General features: G+C 49.8%; 15 protein-coding genes. 9 read left to right on the top strand and 6 right to left on the bottom strand.

All coding sequences use genetic code 11. The annotated features are described in order from the left end of the window. Nucleotides 1-89 precede the first annotated feature (89 nt). Nucleotides 90-419 carry a hypothetical protein gene (locus AC2T0J_RS19650; RefSeq protein WP_489807436.1) on the top strand — a complete coding sequence of 110 codons (330 nt, stop codon included), beginning with the start codon at nt 90-92 and terminating at the stop codon, nt 417-419. Between the two features lie 85 nt (nt 420-504). Here AC2T0J_RS19650 and AC2T0J_RS19645 read toward each other — a convergent pair whose 3' ends face one another. From AC2T0J_RS19645 to AC2T0J_RS19635, 3 genes are read right to left on the bottom strand one after another with little or no spacing between them, the layout of a single operon-like run. After that, nucleotides 505-3570 carry an efflux RND transporter permease subunit gene (locus AC2T0J_RS19645; protein ID WP_489807435.1) on the bottom strand — a complete coding sequence of 1022 codons (3066 nt, stop codon included), beginning with the start codon at nt 3568-3570 and terminating at the stop codon, nt 505-507. Continuing rightward, entirely contained in the window at nt 3563-6847 is a 3285-nt protein-coding gene (locus AC2T0J_RS19640; protein WP_489807434.1) for an efflux RND transporter permease subunit, read from the bottom strand. Before AC2T0J_RS19640 ends, AC2T0J_RS19645 begins: the two co-directional genes overlap by 8 nt. 19 nt (nt 6848-6866) lie before the next feature. After that, on the bottom strand, nt 6867-7949 hold the full coding sequence (locus AC2T0J_RS19635) for an efflux RND transporter periplasmic adaptor subunit (protein ID WP_489807433.1): 1083 nt from the start codon (nt 7947-7949) through the stop codon (nt 6867-6869). 112 nt (nt 7950-8061) lie between these two features. Between AC2T0J_RS19635 and AC2T0J_RS19630 the strand changes: the two genes are divergently transcribed. Together AC2T0J_RS19630 and AC2T0J_RS19625 are read left to right on the top strand one after the other, a co-directional pair. Further along, nucleotides 8062-8310, top strand: coding sequence for a hypothetical protein (locus AC2T0J_RS19630; RefSeq protein ID WP_489807432.1), 249 nt, complete (start codon nt 8062-8064; stop codon nt 8308-8310). Further along, nucleotides 8294-9517 carry an MFS transporter gene (locus tag AC2T0J_RS19625; protein WP_489807431.1) on the top strand — a complete coding sequence of 408 codons (1224 nt, stop codon included), beginning with the start codon at nt 8294-8296 and terminating at the stop codon, nt 9515-9517. The genes AC2T0J_RS19630 and AC2T0J_RS19625 overlap by 17 nt, the downstream gene beginning before the upstream one ends. A 46-nt stretch (nt 9518-9563) precedes the next feature. On the opposite strand, the gene AC2T0J_RS19620 is transcribed toward AC2T0J_RS19625, so the two are convergent. After that, nucleotides 9564-9959, bottom strand: a complete 396-nt coding sequence (locus AC2T0J_RS19620; RefSeq protein ID WP_489807430.1) for an OsmC family protein — start codon at nt 9957-9959, stop codon at nt 9564-9566. A gap of 5 nt (nt 9960-9964) precedes the next feature. Continuing rightward, the gene (locus tag AC2T0J_RS19615; protein ID WP_489807429.1) at nt 9965-10798 is read right to left on the bottom strand and encodes a CvfB family protein; all 834 of its coding nucleotides are present in this window, start codon (nt 10796-10798) and stop codon (nt 9965-9967) included. A 66-nt stretch (nt 10799-10864) separates the two neighbouring features. Between AC2T0J_RS19615 and AC2T0J_RS19610 the strand changes: the two genes are divergently transcribed. From AC2T0J_RS19610 to AC2T0J_RS19595, 4 genes are read left to right on the top strand one after another with little or no spacing between them, the layout of a single operon-like run. Then, the gene (locus AC2T0J_RS19610) at nt 10865-11632 is read left to right on the top strand and encodes a 5-oxoprolinase subunit PxpA (protein WP_489807428.1); all 768 of its coding nucleotides are present in this window, start codon (nt 10865-10867) and stop codon (nt 11630-11632) included. A gap of 1 nt (nt 11633) precedes the next feature. After that, complete coding sequence (pxpB, locus tag AC2T0J_RS19605; RefSeq protein WP_489807427.1) at nt 11634-12344, top strand: 5-oxoprolinase subunit PxpB; 711 nt, start codon at nt 11634-11636, stop codon at nt 12342-12344. Then, on the top strand, nt 12341-13273 hold the full coding sequence (locus tag AC2T0J_RS19600) for a 5-oxoprolinase subunit C family protein (RefSeq protein ID WP_489807426.1): 933 nt from the start codon (nt 12341-12343) through the stop codon (nt 13271-13273). The genes pxpB and AC2T0J_RS19600 overlap by 4 nt, the downstream gene beginning before the upstream one ends. Before the next feature lie 35 nt (nt 13274-13308). Then, a complete protein-coding gene (locus tag AC2T0J_RS19595) occupies nt 13309-14172 on the top strand; it encodes an aminotransferase class IV (protein ID WP_489807425.1) in 864 nt (287 codons plus the stop codon). Nucleotides 14173-14226: 54 nt separating this feature from the next. On the opposite strand, the gene fur is transcribed toward AC2T0J_RS19595, so the two are convergent. After that, nucleotides 14227-14652 carry a ferric iron uptake transcriptional regulator gene (gene fur, locus AC2T0J_RS19590; RefSeq protein ID WP_489807424.1) on the bottom strand — a complete coding sequence of 142 codons (426 nt, stop codon included), beginning with the start codon at nt 14650-14652 and terminating at the stop codon, nt 14227-14229. Between the two features lie 353 nt (nt 14653-15005). Here fur and AC2T0J_RS19585 point away from each other — a divergent pair, with 353 nt between their 5' ends. After that, nucleotides 15006-17012 (top strand): methyl-accepting chemotaxis protein, encoded by a 2007-nt coding sequence (locus tag AC2T0J_RS19585; RefSeq protein WP_489807423.1) that lies wholly within the window; start codon nt 15006-15008, stop codon nt 17010-17012. A gap of 33 nt (nt 17013-17045) precedes the next feature. Beyond that, entirely contained in the window at nt 17046-17537 is a 492-nt protein-coding gene (locus AC2T0J_RS19580; RefSeq protein WP_489807422.1) for an energy transducer TonB, read from the top strand. Nucleotides 17538-17552 lie beyond the last annotated feature (15 nt).

The following is a 17552-nucleotide window of genomic DNA, read 5'->3' as shown; positions in this document are numbered from 1 at the left end:
AAATCGTTGGGCTGACACCAGAACTGATAAACAGCAATTTCGCTTTTCAGGTTCCGGTGGATACCAAAACAATCTGAGAGGATATTCAAATGACTAAAGTAATCAAATCAACAATCGCTGCTGCACTATTAGCAGTAATGGGTGTATCAACTGCTTCTGCCGACGTAACTGCTGAAGGTGTTCGTTTTACAGGTGACACTGAGTTCGCAGGTTTCTGTAAAGCCGTAGTAAAAGATGACGTTCGTCTGCTTCGTTCTTCTGTTTCTCGTAACATTGGTTTGATTGGTGCGAGCCAGCGTGAAGTACTGAAAGCAGTAAGTGCAAAAGACGGTGTAACTTGTAATGGTGTATCTCTGGTTGAGTTTTCTCAGTCTCGTGACGCATCTAACGTCTATCAATTCCTGACTGCACGCAGCTAATCGTGCCGGGAATCATTAAACGGGAACCGCAGTGGACAAAAAACCGAGTTCCCGTTTAACTCCTTCCTATTTTACTGCTTCAAGCTTACGCTTTAATCCAACGACTCACCTGAACTTTCGAGCGGAAAATCATTTTGCCCATACGATATCGTAACTTCAGTAACAGTACATAAGCCAATGGTACCAGGAACAAACTAGTTAGCGTAGAGAACACCAGCCCGCCGATAATGGCAATCGCCATAGGCGAGTAAGCCGGGCCATCGCCGCCGATGCGAGTACTGCCCATAGCCAGAGGCACCAAGCCGAGTACGGTGGTAGAGACTGTCATTAAAATAGGCCGGATCCGCGAGCTACACCCATCAACAATGGCTGGGATTAATTCTTCGCCTTCCGCGATGAGCTGATTAATTCTGTCAACCAGTACGATACCGTTGTTAACGACTATTCCCATCAGGATCAGCATGCCTATCATGCCCATCACCGACATGGATGTACCTGTGATCATAAACGCCCAGAATACCCCGGTGATACTGAATAACAGGGAAGTAATTACCGCCGTCGGTAACAACAATGATTCAAACAGCGCTGCCATAACAATGTAGATCATGCAGACCGCCAGCAACATATTCATTTGCATTACCGCGAAGGCTTCATCCTGACGACGGAAGCCACCGTCCAGCGTCCAACTGTAGCCGGACGGCAGGCTCATGTATTGCATGGCAGCCTCAATCCGGTCGCGGGCCTGCTCCATAGTGGTTCCTTCTTCCAGGTTGGCACCCACTGATAAAGCGGTTTGACGATAGTAACGGTTTATTTGCGCCAGTTGTGGCATAACCGTGATGTCGGCCACCATGTCCAGGGTAATATTGCGGCCCGAATTGTTGGCTAAATTGAGGTTTTGCAGCGCATTGAGAGATTCCTGCACCGATTTACCGTACATCAGTTTGACATTTACCTCGCCGGCTTCGCCGTAGCGGAACGTGCGCAGGTTATTACCGCGCAGGGCAGTCGCTATCAGACCGGATACCTGTTGAGTGGTGAGGCCCAGCTGATAGGCTTTGTCGCGATCGATTCGGATCTGCAGTTCCTGGCGCTCGCTGCCTATGTCGGCGCGGACATCGGTTAAGCCATCAACGTTATCCAGCACATGCACCACACGGTCGGCGATAACTCTGAGTTGGTCCGACGACTCTCCGAGCAGGGTGAGTCTGACACCACCGCCGTTACCTTCGTTCCACCGGAAGGACGGTTTGGCGCGCACAAACTTTGGCATGTTGTCGAGAATAAGGCGCTTCACTTCGCTTACCGGTACCGGCAAATCATCCTGCAGGGTAATACCAGACGTCGCCTGACCTGCTTCGTAATAGGTATACACCTGTTTTATGTAGAAGGCTTCCTGATTGTCATACAAATAACCTTCCATTTTATCGACGGTTTTCTCTACTTCTTCGAGGGTGTAATTCTGGCTGATATGATAGTTAAGCCAGATACGAGAGCGGTTATCATTACCTTCATCATCGTTGGAAATGACGCCCAGGGGAATAGCTGTACTGGCCAAAATGGCTAACGCGATAACTGAGGTTTTGCCCTGATTATGCATGGCCCAGCTTAGTATTTTACGGTAGCGGTTAATATAAGCTGCCGGTTTAGCATGATGAGCAGCGGGTGGCTTAACCTTTGAGGCCAGCAAGGGGATCAGCGTTTGCGCAATCAGCAGTGAGGCAAACAGTGAGATACAAATGGCAATGGCTACGTGCTCCAGAAAAACGGTGACATCAATTTTAACGCCCACAATATTGGGTAAAAATACAATGGCCGTAGTGGTGGTGCCGGCGATGACTGCCAGGCTCACCTTACCCACACCTAGCTTAGTGGCCTGTTCAGCGTCAGAATGGGTGGCGCGTTGCTGAAAAATGCTTTCGGTGATCACCACCGCATTGTCTACCAGCATGCCTACCGCCAGCATTAATCCCATCAGCGACAGAATATTCAGCGAGTAACCCAGTAAATACATCACGCCCAGGGTAATACAGATGGAAAAGGGCACAGATAAAACCACCAGCAGAGTAGTCGTAAGCTGGCGCAGGAATAAATACAGCACCACGATTGATAGCAGCGCGCCAAATAAACCCGCTTCCACCAGATTGGCTAAGGATGAAGTCACACTTTCAGCCACGTCATCCATTACGTACAGGTTAATACCATTAAAGGCCGGATCCTGCTTGGTTTTTTCAACCACGGCCATGACCTGTTCACTCACTTCTACCAGGTTACTGCCCGATTCACGGAAGATATTCAGACCTACCGCATAAGCGCGATCGAGGTGGCGGCCATTATTGCGCTCGGGTGTTTCATAATCCACCGTGGCAATATCTTTAAGCATAATTCCCGGTGCGACATAGAGCTGCTGGATATCGCGCATATCAGAAAACTGGCCCTGGGGATTAACGATAAATTTCTGGTCGTTGGCAAAAAAGTGTCCGGCCGTCATGGAGAAGTTGGCTTCGCGCAATCGTCTGCCCAGTTCGTTGGTATCGATATGCAGTGAAGTAATGCGCTCAGGGATAAGGCGAATGCTGATTTGCTTTTTCTCAACGCCGTAGAGTTCAACCCGGGAAACGCCCTGCACCCGCTCAATTTCGCCTTTCAGGTTACGGTCGAGGAGGTCATAGGCATTCGACAGGTCTCGTTCGCTGGATACCCTTAGCTGAAAAATCGGCATGTCGTTGGTATTAAACTTAAACACCATAACCCGTTCAACATCATCGGGTAGTTCGTCGCGAATAGCATCAATTTTTTCCCGGGCTTCAATGCTTTTGGCTTTGATATTGGCGTCCCAGTCAAACTCCACAAACACTTCGGCGCGGTTTTCAAAAGAAGTCGCCCGGAGCCGTTTGATACCTGACATGGTGGCAATCGCTTCTTCCACTGGTCGCGTGATCATCCGTTCAATTTCGGCTGGAGTGGCGTCACGATAGGGCACCTGAACTACCATTTGCGGAATATCAATGCCGGGAAATTTCTCCAGCGGTAACAAACGTCCCGCCGCAATGCCGAAAATCAGCATGGACAGGAAGCACATGCAAATGGTGACCGGTTTGCGCAGGGCAAAGCTGGTCAGAGTGGCACCAGCCTGAGCAAACTTATCCATAAACATTGTCTCCGGCAGTGTCGCTCACCGTTACGGCAAACTGTTTGCGGTCGAACAGTGAGTAAATCACCGGTAACAGAATAAGGGTCAGCAGAGTCGAAAACAGTAAACCAAAGATCACGGTGATGGCCATGGGGGTGCGCACCTCGGCACCTTCACCAAAGCCAATGGCCATGGGCAACAGACCCAGAATAGTGGTCAGTGTGGTCATGATGATTGGCCGTAAGCGACTATTAGCGGCGTCGATAATGGCGCTGCGCTTATCCTGACCCTGTTCACGTAACTGATTGATGCGATCGATCAGCACAATGGCGTTATTCACCACAATACCGCAGAGCATAATTAACCCGATAAACACCACCACACTCACGTTGGTGTTGGTGAGTAACAGACCATAAATAGCCCCGGCTACGGCCATGGGAATAGCAAACAGGATCAGCAACGGGTGACCCAGGGATTCAAACTGAGATGCCATCACCAGGTACACCATAAAGATAGCCAGTGCCAGCGCCAGCATCAGCGAGTCGAAGCTTTGCTGCATATCTTCGCTCTGACCAGCAATGGTTGCGCGTAATTGCGGCGGCAGGGCTACCTCACGGATGATTTGTTCGGCCTCAGCTACGCCCTGAGCCAGGTCTCCATAGCGCAGATTGGCTTCCAGTAATGCTACGCGTTGCTGGCCTACCCGGGTAATCTCACTGGGGCCGTTACTCACAAATACTTCGGCCACGGCATGCAGGGGCACCGGTTGTTCTGCACCCGGGTTAATGATGATTTGACTGATATCGTCAATCTGATCCCGCTGAGTATCGGCGGTACGAACCAGAATGTCGACTTTGCGGTCACGCATACTGTATTGGGTCGCCACTTCACCACCAATTTGCGCTGCCACCAGTTTGGCTGCGGTCGAGGCATCAAGCTCAAGGCGGGCGAGGGCGGCGTGGTTGAAGTTAATTTTGAGCTCAGGGTTGCCAATGCGCAAACTACTGGTCACGTCGGCAAAACGGTGACTGCCTTCCAGTGCCTGTTTCAACGAGTCGGCACTACGCTGTAACAGTGCTAAGTCATAGCCTTGCAGTTCAATTTGAATCGGCGCCGCAAAGGTAAACAGTTCGGGATAGCCAAACTTGCTCTGGACACCGGCTTGTTTAGCCAGGAAGTCACGCAGTGATTCCTTTACCTGAGCCTCATCTGCGTCTGTGGCATCTTTATTGAGCACCACGTTTAGTTTGCCCCATTGATCGCCGCCCTGGGAGGGCGCGGCACTGATCAGACTGCCGGTACCGGCCAGTGAGTAGGTACGGTTAACATTGGGCAACGATTCGGTGTAGAGCGCCAGACGGGTGAGCAAGTTGTCGGTTTGTTCAACACGGGAACCCGCCGGCAGGGTCACTTCAATGAAAAACTCACCTTGTGACATGCGCGGGATTAACTCCATTCCCAGGCGAGGGATCAGCAAATACGCAAAGGCGGTGACAGCAACAGCCACACCAAGCACCAACCAGCGGGTACGCAGAGCGGCTTTCAGACTCACATTATAAAGCTTTTCAATACCGTTAAACGCCAGAGTAAATAACCCGGTGAGTGGCTTAAAGATAAAGGACAAAGTGGTACTGATAGCGCGCCAGAGCGTGATAAGCAGGGTGGTCACCAGCATGGGAATAATACCGAATACCAGTTTAACCAGCATACGCAGCGGCCAGGTAAGGTAAAACACGATTTTGCGCCAGCCCTCAGGACGAGCGCCGGGAGCTGGCTCAAGTGCATCCTGTTCGGTAAAGCTGTCTTCACGGTGGGCTTTAGCGGCCAGTGCAGGAATAACAGTCAGTGCCACAATTAATGATGCAATGAGTGCAAACGAGACGGTCATAGCCTGATCGCTGAATAACTGACCGGCGATGCCTTCCACAAAAATAAGCGGTACAAATACTGCCAGCGTAGTGAGCGTGGAGGCCAAAATGGCACTGGAGACTTCTTTGGTGCCTTCGGTTGCCGCCGTCGCAGCGCTGATCAGACCCTTGCCGCGCTGTTTGTGTTTATCGATATTTTCCAGTACCACGATACTGTTATCCACCAACAAACCCACCGCCAGAGCAATACCACCAAGGCTCATAATATTGAGGCTGATATCGTTACCGTACATCAGATTAAACGTCGCGATAACCGATAGCGGGATCGACACTGAAATGATCAGCGTTGGCCAGAAGTCCTTAAGGAAAAGATAAAGAATAATCATCGCCAGAATACCACCGATAACGGCAGACGATTTTACATCCTCGATAGCCTGTTTAATGAACTCACTCTGATCGTACACCTTCTCCAGGGCGTAATCTGAGGGTAGCTGGTTCTGGATCCGCTCAAGGGCAATACCTACCTGGCGTGCCACGTCTACAGAATTGGCGTCACCTTCTTTGTAAATGGCAATCTCAGCGCCTTCCTTACCGTTAAAGCGACTGATGGCATCCCGCTCCTTGTAGGTGTTTTGGATGGTCGCCACATCGCGCAGGCGGATCGATTTGCCGTTCCGGTTGGCTATGTATAGCTCACCAATCTCATTCAGAGCGGTAAACTGATTCAGGGTACGTACCAGAAACGCCTGGTTGCCGTTATCGATGCGTCCGCCAGCGGTGTTGAGGTTTTCCTCTTTTAGGCGGGTGATAATCGTATTGATGCTGATATTTAACTGGCTAACCCGACGCTGATCGACCAGTACCTGGATTTCATTTTCCAGCGCGCCACCGATTTTTACTGAAGCAACACCTTCGATAGATTCCAGTTGTCGCTTAATTTGCTCATCGGCATAAATCCGTAACGACTTCATGGCTTCAACGGAAGGATCCGGGGTGTTAAAGCTCAGACCATAGCGCAAAATAGGGTCGAGGCTGGGATTAAACCGCAGTAAACGGGGTTTATCTACATCCAGTGGCAGTTGCAGGATATCCAGTTTTTCGCGTACCTCCAGGCTGGCGAAATCCATCGCGGTGCCCCAGGCAAATTCCAGAACCACATCAGACTGACCCGGGCGGGAAATCGACTTAACGGTACGGACACCTTTAACCGTGCCAATTGTCTCCTCGATGGGTTTGGATACCAGTTGCTCTACTTCAGCGGGCGCCGCACCGGTGTAGTCGGTGCGAATTGTGAGTGTCGGGTAAGCGAGTTCGGGTAACAGGTTTACCGATAACCGGCCTAAAGATACCATGCCAAATAACAGCACGGCGAGTGTGAACATGGCAATCGCGACAGGGCGCTTTACCGCAATATCAACAAGTTGCATAACAATCTCCAGGCGGCTATCAGCTGTTTACGACTTCAACTGGTGATGCATCCTTCAGATTGTGATGCCCGACGGTAACCACGGTTTCTGAGCCAGTCAGGCCGTTAGTAATTTCGATAAATTCCCCGTTTTCAAAACCGGTGGTGACATCAAGCTTTTTCGCTACGCCTTCTTCCACGACAAACACACTGGTTTGATCGTCGATGGTTAACAGTGCTTTACGTGGCAATAAGGTCGCATTGGCGTGAGTGTCGTAATCAATCGAGACTTCAGAAAACATACCGGCTTTCAGGCGGCCGTTAGTATTGGGTACGGTGAGGGTGACTTTAAAAGTCCCTGTGGTTGCATCGACTACCGGGCTGATCCGTTCAACGTAACCGCTTACGGTGGCATTGCCCAGCGCTGCCACTTTCAGACTGGCATTTTGTTTTGCTTCAATCGAGACCATTTCGCTTTCAGGCAGGTAAACTATGCCCTGTAAGGCTTTTTGCTGAACAATGTGAAACATTCTTTCGCGCTGGAAAGACTCAGTGAGGTTACCGACCTTGGCATTACGCTCGGCAATATAACCGCTGATGGGAGCGGTAATGGTGGTTTCTTTTAAGTCCAGTTCCGCCAGTGCCAGCACGGCTTTGGTAGCTTCATACTGGGCGGTGAGCTTATCAAAGGTATCATCGCTCACCAGTTTGCTGGAATAGACTTTCTTAATTTTGCTTAATTCTTTTTCAATGCCGGTTAGATCGGCGCGGGCTTTACTCAGGTTTAACTCGTAACGTTTTTTGTCGAGCTGGGCAAGCACCTGGCCTTTTTCCACATAGTCGCCTTCTTCCACGAAAATATGCTCAACAATACCCGATGCCCGGGCGACCACAAACGCTTCTTCTTTGGCTTCTAAGATAGCGGTGGTCTGATAGCTCGATGAAATATCACCCATTGTGACAGGCGTAGCTTCTACGGGAATGCTGACAACCACTTCTTCTTTTTGCTCAGCTTTCGAATCGGTGGCCTCGGCGTTAATACAGCCGGTTAAGGTCACGCTACTGGCCAGCAGGCTGGCAATAAGTAATGAGCTGATGTTGCGGTGGGTTTTTACGTGTTCCATCGTTTTACCTTGAAAGTATATAGTTATATACGCCTGACAGCATGCGCTGTGCCAGATTGTTAAATAAATTATAAATCCCTACAAAACAATAAATTAGCGAGCAGTTGTATCTTTGTGTAAGCAATTGTATCAATTTGGTGTGGCGGTAATAGCTAACTGTTGTGGTAATTGGTTATTTGTTGCGGTTTTTGGCTATTTTTATGCGGGTGGGAACAATTTAACCGCGCCATTCAGGCGCGGCAAAACAGAAAAATACAATCAATACGCGACAATTGTAGCCGGTGCTGTAACAATTACAGATCTGGTATTCATATCAATTTTGATTCTGCGTTTTTGGATTTGTCATGTCAGCACCGGTTAAATTAGTCAGCTTCTCCATGGCCTTGATTTGTATTCTTCTGGCCCTTAATTTTGGTATCCGCTCATCCATGGGCTTCTTCATGGAGCCGGTGTCTACCGAGTTTGGTTATGGCCGGGAAGTCTTTGCTTTTGCGCTAGCCTTACAAAATTTGTGGTGGGGGCTTTCGCAACCCATCGCCGGTGCCATAGCCGATAAATATGGCACCGGCAGAACTGTTGTCGCCGGTGCTTGTCTGTATGCCGCGGGACTGGTGGTAACGGCGACTACTGATACTGTTGCTGGTCTGAATACTGGCGCCGGATTACTGATGGGGATGGGGATTGCGGCTACCGGCTTTGGTGTTGTGCTGCCAGCCATGGCGCGGATGGTGTCGGTGGAAAAACGCGCTTTTGCCCTGGGACTGGGAAGTGCGGCAGGCTCTGCCGGGCAACTCCTCGTAGTGCCGGTGGCGCAGGAATTTATAGTAAGCTTCGGTTGGGTCAATGCGCTGTTGCTGCTAGCCGGGTGTTCACTGTTAATGGCCGTGCTTGCCGGTACGTTTCGTCAATCAGGTGGGGCTCAGCTAAGCGTTAATAAAGAAACTACCAGGCAGACGATGCTGGAGGCTCTGAAAGAGGCTTGTGGTTACTGGCACTACTGGTTGATTGTCGCGGGCTTTTTTGTGTGTGGCTTCCAACTGGCTTTTATTACCGTACATATGCCGGCTTTTTTAAGTGACAGAGGGTTTTCTGCCGACACCGCAGTGGTGAGTTTATCCCTTATTGGCTTGTTCAATATCTTTGGCTGTCTGCTATCCGGTTCCTGGTCGGGGAAATATTCCAAGAAAAACCTGCTGACCATTATCTATGCATTGCGGGCGATTGCGATAGCTGCCTTTATGCTGTTTGAAATGAGTGAAATGTCGGTGTACTTGTTTTCTGTTGTTACCGGTTTGCTGTGGTTAGCTACGGTACCGCCAACGTCCGGGCTGGTGGCGCAATTATTTGGCTTGCCTTATATGGGACTGCTGTACGGCATCGTATTTTTAAGTCACCAGTTAGGCTCGTTCAGCGGTGTCTGGCTGGGCGGCTATTTGTACGATGTTACCGGATCTTATGACGTGGTTTGGTGGAGTGCCTGCTCAATTGCGCTGGTGACCGCGCTGGTGCATGTGTTTATTGATGAGCGGCCGGTACCCAGACTGCGGGCGCAACCCTTAGCGGTATAATAAATGGTGGGCTGTTCTGAATTGACAGCCCGCCGCAAGATTGTTGTTAATCAACGATAGTGAAGCTGGTGGTGATATCCACATTACCTTTTAACATCAGCATCACCGAGCAGTATTTCTCGGCCGACAGTGATACTGCGCGGTCGACGTCTTTTTCTTTCAAATTGTCACCACTAACAATGTAATGAGCGTGGATCTTAGTAAACACACGCGGCGGTTCATCGGCGCGTTGTGCTTCCAGTTCACACTGACAATCATGAATGGTCAGCCGGCGTTTTTTAAGGATATCTACCACGTCGATACTGGAGCAGGCGCCGACTGCCAGTAATACGGTTTCCATGGGAGACAGGGCTTCACCGTTGCCATCGAGGGTTTGGCTGAAACCACTTTCGGTTTTTCCTGAGAAGGTGAGGGCTTGTTGCCAACTGACTGTCGCTTTCATTGTTATTATTCCACCAGGGTGACTTTTTGTTTATCCAGTTTAATTTTCTGTTGTTTATACAATGCGCCCAGTGCGCGTTTATATGCGGCTTTGCTCACGTTGAAGTGGGCGTAAATTTCTTCCGGCGGGCTTTTATCGGTTAAAGTGGAGAACCCGCCGTGCGCTTCCAGATCGTCAAGAATAGCCTGTTGCAGCGCATCTCTTCCGGTAGCATTGATCTGCTGCAGCGCCACGTCGATTTTGCCGTCTTCACGGATCTGTTTGATAAAGCCGGTGGTTTCGTCGCCTATGCGCAGCTTTTTAAAGGCGTCGCTGGCAAATATCAGCCCCAGGTGAGTCTGGTTAATCACCACTTTGTAACCCAGTTCGGTCTGGCCACATACAATCAGTTCGACTTCCTGGCCGGGCTGAAAGTAGATGCCATTCTCACTCAAAAACGGATGTAATTTGGTCGTACCTAACAAACGGCTGGTGGCTTCATCAAAATACAGATAGACCGGATACAGCATACCCTGATTAACAGGTTGAGCCTGATTCTGACGCGGTACCAGCAAATCGCGCGGCAAACCCCAGTCGAAAAAGGCAGCGAAATCCGTTACGCCCACCGCTTTTAAAACCTTAACCTGACCGGCAATAATTTTGGGCGTCTTCAGGCTCGCGGTTAACTGGCCGTTTTCACCGGTATACACCATTGCCTGCACTTCGCTATCAACCGCCAGTGGCTGCTCCACTTCTTCGGAAAGCACAATACTGCGATCATCTTCTGGGTGAGATAACTGATAACCGAAGGGAAATTCTCCAACCACTTTAAGCGGGTTAATCTGACCAATTTTTAGCATGGGGACTGACTTTTAAAATAAAACAAGTAACATGATAACCGATATGTCACGAAGAACTAACCGCTTATGATGTTAAATTGCGATTTAGGCGAAAGTTATGGCGCCTGGAGGATGCCTGTTGATGAACAAATTATGGTTCATATCGACATGGCGAATATTGCCTGTGGTTTTCATGCCGGGGATCCACTTACTCTGCAAAAAGCCATTGGCCTGGCGATTGCGCATAACGTGGCCATTGGCGCGCACCCCAGTTATCCCGATCTTGCTGGTTTTGGTCGGCGCAGTCTGACTATGGCCGATGATGAACTGATTGCCTGTTTGCATTACCAGATTGCCGCGCTGGATGGCATGGCCCGGGCACAGGGAGGCGAGTTGGAGTATGTTAAACCCCACGGCGCCTTGTATAACGACCTGATGCAAAAGCCTGCGCTAAGGCGCACGGTAATGCAGGCAGTTGCCAGCTGTTCTGTAGCGGATATTCCGCTGATGATCCAGGCCCATCCTGAGCATCAGCAGTTAAGCCAAGAGGCCGCAGAGTTTGGCCTGGTATTATTATTTGAAGCCTTTGCCGATCGTAAATACACCCCCGATGGCTACCTGATGTCGCGCAAGGAGGCCGGTGCAGTGCTCAGTGAGCAACAGGCCTTTGAGCAGGCCACCCGACTGATGGATGACGGTATTATCATTGCCAGTGATTACAGCGTGTTGAGCATGCCGGTGGATACGCTTTGTGTGCATGGTGATTCGCCTGGTGCGGTGGCTATGGCTGAGTCGCTGCGGGTGGCTTTAACCAAACGGAAACTGTCACACGTCAGACCGGGAGCGAACGCCTGATATGCAACCTTTTGGCCCTATTCGGGCGGTCGAAATAGCCGGTGAAGACGGTCTTATCTTTTATGCCTGCGGCGCTGAACTGGCCACGCAAAACCAGGTGGTTAGTGCGCTTTATCAGGCCCTAATAGCCCATCGTCCCCGCTGGTTAACTGAGCTGGTGCCGTCTTATAACACCCTTATGCTGGTGTTTGACATGAGCGAGGTGGATTACCACAACGTCTATCAGTTCGTTAAACAACTACCAATAACAGATGTCAGCAACCAGAAAGCCCGCACATTGCACCGATTACCGGTGTGGTACGGTGCCCCTGAGGCTAATGATCTGGCCCTGGTTAGCGATGCCACAGGATTATCTGCCGCAGAGATTATTAAACGTCATCAGCAGCCTGCTTATACTGTTTATGCGGTGGGGTTTGCGCCAGGCTTTGCCTATCTGGGGGAGTTAGATGCTGAGTTGGCTACGCCTCGTCTGGCCAACCCGCGCAAAGCCGTACCTAAGGGCGCTGTAGCAATTGCCGACCGGCAAACTGCGGTATACCCGGACGTCTCGCCCGGCGGCTGGCATTTACTCGGTCTGTGCCCGGTAGCGCTGTATAGCCCCGGTGCCAGTGAGCCAACCGTAATGCAGGCGGGTGATAAGGTAGAGTTTTATGCCATTAGTGAAGACGAGTACCATGCCTGGCTGCAAAAGACGGCGGAGTCGGCATCATGACTGTACGCTTTAACCGGATCGACTTAGCTGCCTATCCGGTGGACGCGGGCCGGCTGGGGCAGCTTCATCAGGGATTTTGCCAGTCTGGTCCGTTGGATCCCTATGCCTTTACTCTCGCTAATCTATTGTGCGGACAGCAAGGCGCTACGGCCGTCGAATTTATCGGCGGTCTGAGCGTTGAATTTTCCGCGCCTGCCGTGGTGAGCATAACGGGGCCAGCTGCTGAGATAACCCTGGATAAACAGCGACAGCAAGGCTGGCATTCGATTCAGGTTGCCGCCGGTCAGCACCTTAATGTGAATCCCGCACGTGTGGGCAGTAAGCATTATTTGGCCATTCAGGGCGGCTTTGAGTTTCCCGCTGTGGTAAATAGTGCCAGCATGGTAAAGCGTGAAAAGTTGGGCGGCTTACAAAACAATGGTAAACCGTTGGCGGTGGGTGATGAAGTGCCTGTTGCCAAGCGGGCATCAGCGCATAAACTCCCTGGCGCAATACCTGAGCAATTGCTCCCTGATTATCAGCCTTCAGTGCGGGTGGGGGTGGTGCCAGGCTACCAGCATGACTGGCTGAGTTCACTGCAATGGCAGCGGTTACTCAGTAGTGAATATACCATTACGCCCCAGGTCGACCGGATGGGCTACCGATTAGCCGGACCAGCCATTGCTCTGCCTTCACAGGCTTTATATTCGGAAGCCATTGCATTGGGAGCGATGCAAATTCCGCCCGATGGTCAGCCCATAGTAATGATGGCCGACCGGCAAACTCTTGGTGGTTATCCTAAAGCCGGGACCATTGCCCGATGTGATCTGAATCATTTCGCACAGGGCATTCCCGGTGATAAGATAACTTTTTATCAACTCGACGCCGACGATGCCAGAGCGAAATGGCTGCTGATGCAAGCCGCTATTCGACGCTGGCTATCTCTCTAGGTCTGTGGACCGGGCGCTTTCTCAACGAGATTCTCATGACCATAGCATATTTAAACGGCGAGTTTGTGCCGTTGGAACAAGCACGTATTTCGCCGCTGGATCGCGGTTTTCTTTTCGGTGACGGTATTTACGAAGTGATCCCCAGTTATGCAGGTAAAATGGTGGGCTTCAGCCAACATATGGCCCGTTTTGCCAAAGGCCTGGCGGCCATTGAGATTGATTATCAGATCGATAAAATTGAGTGGCAGGCACTCGTGCAGCGTCTGATTGATGATAACCGTGAAATCCTGGGCGATAACATCGGCGTTTATCTGCATATCAGCCGTGGCGCAGATACACGCCGCTACCATGCGTATCCGCAAGGCGTTGCGCCAACGGTCTTTGGTTTTGCTTTTGCCTTATCCGCACCGGTAAAAGCCGATCGATGCGCACATCCGGGAGCCAGTGTGTCACTGGCTGAAGATTTACGTTGGGAACGTTGTCATATTAAATCTACCGCGCTGCTGGGCAATGTTATGCACTTCCAGCAAAGCGTCAAAGAGGGAAATGCCGAAACCCTGCTTTATAACCATCAGGGCGAGATCACCGAGGCGAGTAGTAGCAATGTGTTTATTGTTAAGGATGGCAAAGCAGTGACACCGCCACTGGATAATCAACTGTTACCGGGCATTACTCGTATGCTGGTGCTTGAGTGCCTTAAACTGGCTGGTATAGAGGCTTCAGAAGAAGCAATCACCGTCGGTGAATTACTGTCCGCCGATGAAGTGTGGATCACAAGCTCAGGCAAAGAAATTTTGCCCATTGTAAAAGTCGGTGATAATCAGATCGGCGATGGCAAGGTTGGTGAAGTCTGGGAAAAAGTCTTTTCTGTGTATTCAGAACAGAAATTTGTGTTGTAACCGATGGGTGTGCTAACGCTATAAAAAAGGAGTCTGACGACTCCTTTTTTATTTTTAATCGAGGTTTTCACAGTTTTCGTCGAAACACTCGCCGTAAAGATACAAACTGTGATGGGTTAATTTCATCTTGTTGTCTTTGGCGATCTGTTCCTGACGCTGTTCTATCAGATCATCTTCAAACTCGACAACTTTACCACACTTCAAACACACCAAATGATCGTGATGTTCTTTATGACTGATTTCGAATACCGATTTGCCGCCTTCAAAATGATGGCGATTTAAAATGCCGGCATCGTCAAACTGATTGAGAACCCGGTACACGGTAGCCAGACCAATCTCTTCACCTTGTTCGATCAAAATCTTATACACGTCTTCTGCACTGATGTGTTGATTTTTTGGCTCCTGCAAAATTTGCAGGATTTTTAATCTAGGCAAGGTAACTTTGAGGCCAGCTTTCTTTAGTTCTTTATTTTGGTCCATTGGGTGCCTACATCTGGGATGCGAATTTCTCGCTATTATAGGTAACTTGAGCAGATTTGAAAGCCTAACAGGGTATAGAAAAGGGTGATTTCTATAAATAATGTCTATTTTGGGGTTAAACGTATAGGGTATAGACTATATTTAAAATAATGTGAATGAGATGGTGTGGGTTTTAACTTCCACCGCTGCAGGTTTGTAAGATCATTCTGAGGTCATCGTTTTATGACGTTCTGGCAAAATATTAACCTTGAGTCTTCTTATGTTGAGGCCGATTACAAGGTATGTTTCGCCTAAAGTCACTGTAACCTTTACGCTGCTATAATTAGTCAGTGGTGTTGCTAACAGGATTTCTAATGCCCTTAACAGTAGTGAATAAAATTATTCTGGGTTTTGCTTCCTTCGGTTGTTTGCTGTTAATTACCAGTATTCTTTCTTACTGGGGGTTATCCGGTATTCAGACATCCGCCGAAGACGTCATCGAAGAAAAGATGCCGGTGCAAACGTTGATGAACGAGGTAAATACACAAATACTCACACTGGCCACTATTACCGCCAATGGATATCACGTCAGTTCGTTGCCAGCACTGCAAAACAGCAAATCGCAATTTGCCACTCGTTCTGAAATCTTTGTGGGTCGACTCGACGAGCTGGCAAAACTACTGGGTAATGATAAACAAGCCACTCAGGCGATTGAAGCCAGTCAGGAATACGTTGAGCAAAGTCATGGCATGTACGAAGCATTGGAGCAACAGCTTATTTTCGAGGAGCGCATTACCGAACAGTCTGAAAAAGTGCTGATGATTGCCGATGAGGCCAGTGCACTGATGCTTGACCTGAGCTATCTCGATAGTAATGACCCGGGCATCGAAACGGTAATCGGTACCGGTAACAACATCGACAACAAGTTGCTGACGATGAATACGGCAATTGAAGATCTGGTGAACAGCCGCAACGCCGACGCGACAACGGCGATTGAAGAAGATTTAGCTTATCAAATCAGTAATCTGGAGGTTCATAAGGATTACCTCAACCGACTGGCTGAAACCGTCGATACCCAGGGCATTGTGGCCATGTTCAATGAGCAGTATGAGGCGTTTATCGCAGAACTGACCGGCACCAACGGATTAGTATGGATGCAGAAACAAAAGCTGGCGTTTACCAGCGAGAGTGGTGCACGTCAGAACGCCGCCAGCGCTGCGCTGAATGCTGCCCAGTCGACTATTGAATCGCTGTACGGGCAAGTCAATAAAAGCACACTTAGTGCCCAACAGAAAATTCTTGATACGGTAATGGGGGCGCTGGTGAAAACCGGTGCAGTATTTGTTATTGGTTTGATTGCTGCAGTGGTGCTTGCGGTGATTACCACCCGTAGCATAGCGCGCCCACTGGTAAAAATTAATCGCGGCCTGACCCAACTGAGTCAGGGTGATCTTACCCGTAAACTGGACGATAACGGCAGCGACGAATTTGCCGCACTGGCATCGAAAATTAATGCACTGACCGACAATCTGCGCAGTCTGGTAGGCAATATCCTGTCGCAGGAACACCGTCTGGAAGAGGTGACGCAATCAAGTATTGCGTTGGGAGAGAAAAGTCTTCAGCAAGTGGGCGAACAACGTAAGCAAGTACAGGTTACTGCCACCAATACTGAGCACGTGCGCGAAACCAGTCACCATAACCTTACTCAGATCACCACTGCCATGGACAAGCTGAGCCAGGTTGAAAAACAGAGCCAGAGTATCGCCGAGCTGGCTGAAAATAATCGCCAGCAAGTACTCGAGCAAGCCCGTCAGGCCGAAGCCTCAGCGCAGGTTGTTCACCGCCTCGACGAGAACAGCCGTAATATTGGTAGCATCCTGGATGTGATTAAAACCATTGCCGAGCAGACCAACTTACTGGCCTTAAATGCGGCTATCGAAGCGGCTCGGGCCGGCGAACAGGGGCGGGGATTTGCGGTGGTGGCTGATGAAGTCAGAACGTTGGCGAATCGTACCCATAATTCCACTGAAGAAATTGAAGCCATGATTGGCAGTTTGCAAAAGGACGCTCATCAGGCAGTACAAACCATCAACACTGGCCGTGAACAAGCGCAGCAGGGCGCTAAAACCACCGAGCAGGTAACCGAACAGGTGGCGTCAATTTCAGTGATCATTCAGGAGCTCAGTCGAATTAATAGTGAAATCGTAACCGATACAGAGCGACAGGATACATTACTTGCGGATGTTGCTGGCAGTTTACAGCGTATTGTTGAGCTGGCCGAACTCAGCGCTCACAGTACTGAGCGGGCTAATGAGTCTACCTCGAAAATAGACGTGGAAATTGCTGACTTGAAAAGGGCGGTGTCAAGGTTTAGACTTTAGTTTAAGGTATGCAAAGTTTTTAAAGGAAGAACAATGAAATACGCGCTTTTAACGGTGTTTGCCGCAGGCTTTCTGGTGGCCTGTGGCGCTACTGGGCCAACGACTACTCATGCCAACAGTGAATATGCACAACTGCCATTAACGGCAGATGTTCTGGCTATGTCCGAGTGGCAGGCGCTCGAACGTTTTCCTGCCCGCTATCCTAAAAAAGAAGCCATGGCGGCTAATACCGGCTGTGCAACGATCGAATATGTTATCTTGCCTGATAATACTATAGCTGATGTGCGGGTTGTCGATGCGTCGAGCCCACATTTTGCAAAAAGTGCCACTCAGGTTGTCAGTAATTGGAAATGGTCGGCGCTTCCTCAGGGCATTATTGAGCGGCCGGTAAAAACCCAAACCCGCTTTGAGTTTTGTCTTGAAGATGGGTCAGGGCAGTGCCGACTGGAGAAACTTGCTAAAAGAACGGTGTGTTCCGGCAATGATATGATTGCTTCGGTAGGAATGCGGGTAAGTCGGGGCTAAATTTCATGAACTAAT

It is taken from the genome of Alteromonas sp. ISO5 (assembly GCF_058105165.1).
The sequence above is the reverse complement of the archived record's forward strand: the minus strand, read 5'-3'. Positions and strand labels throughout refer to the sequence as shown.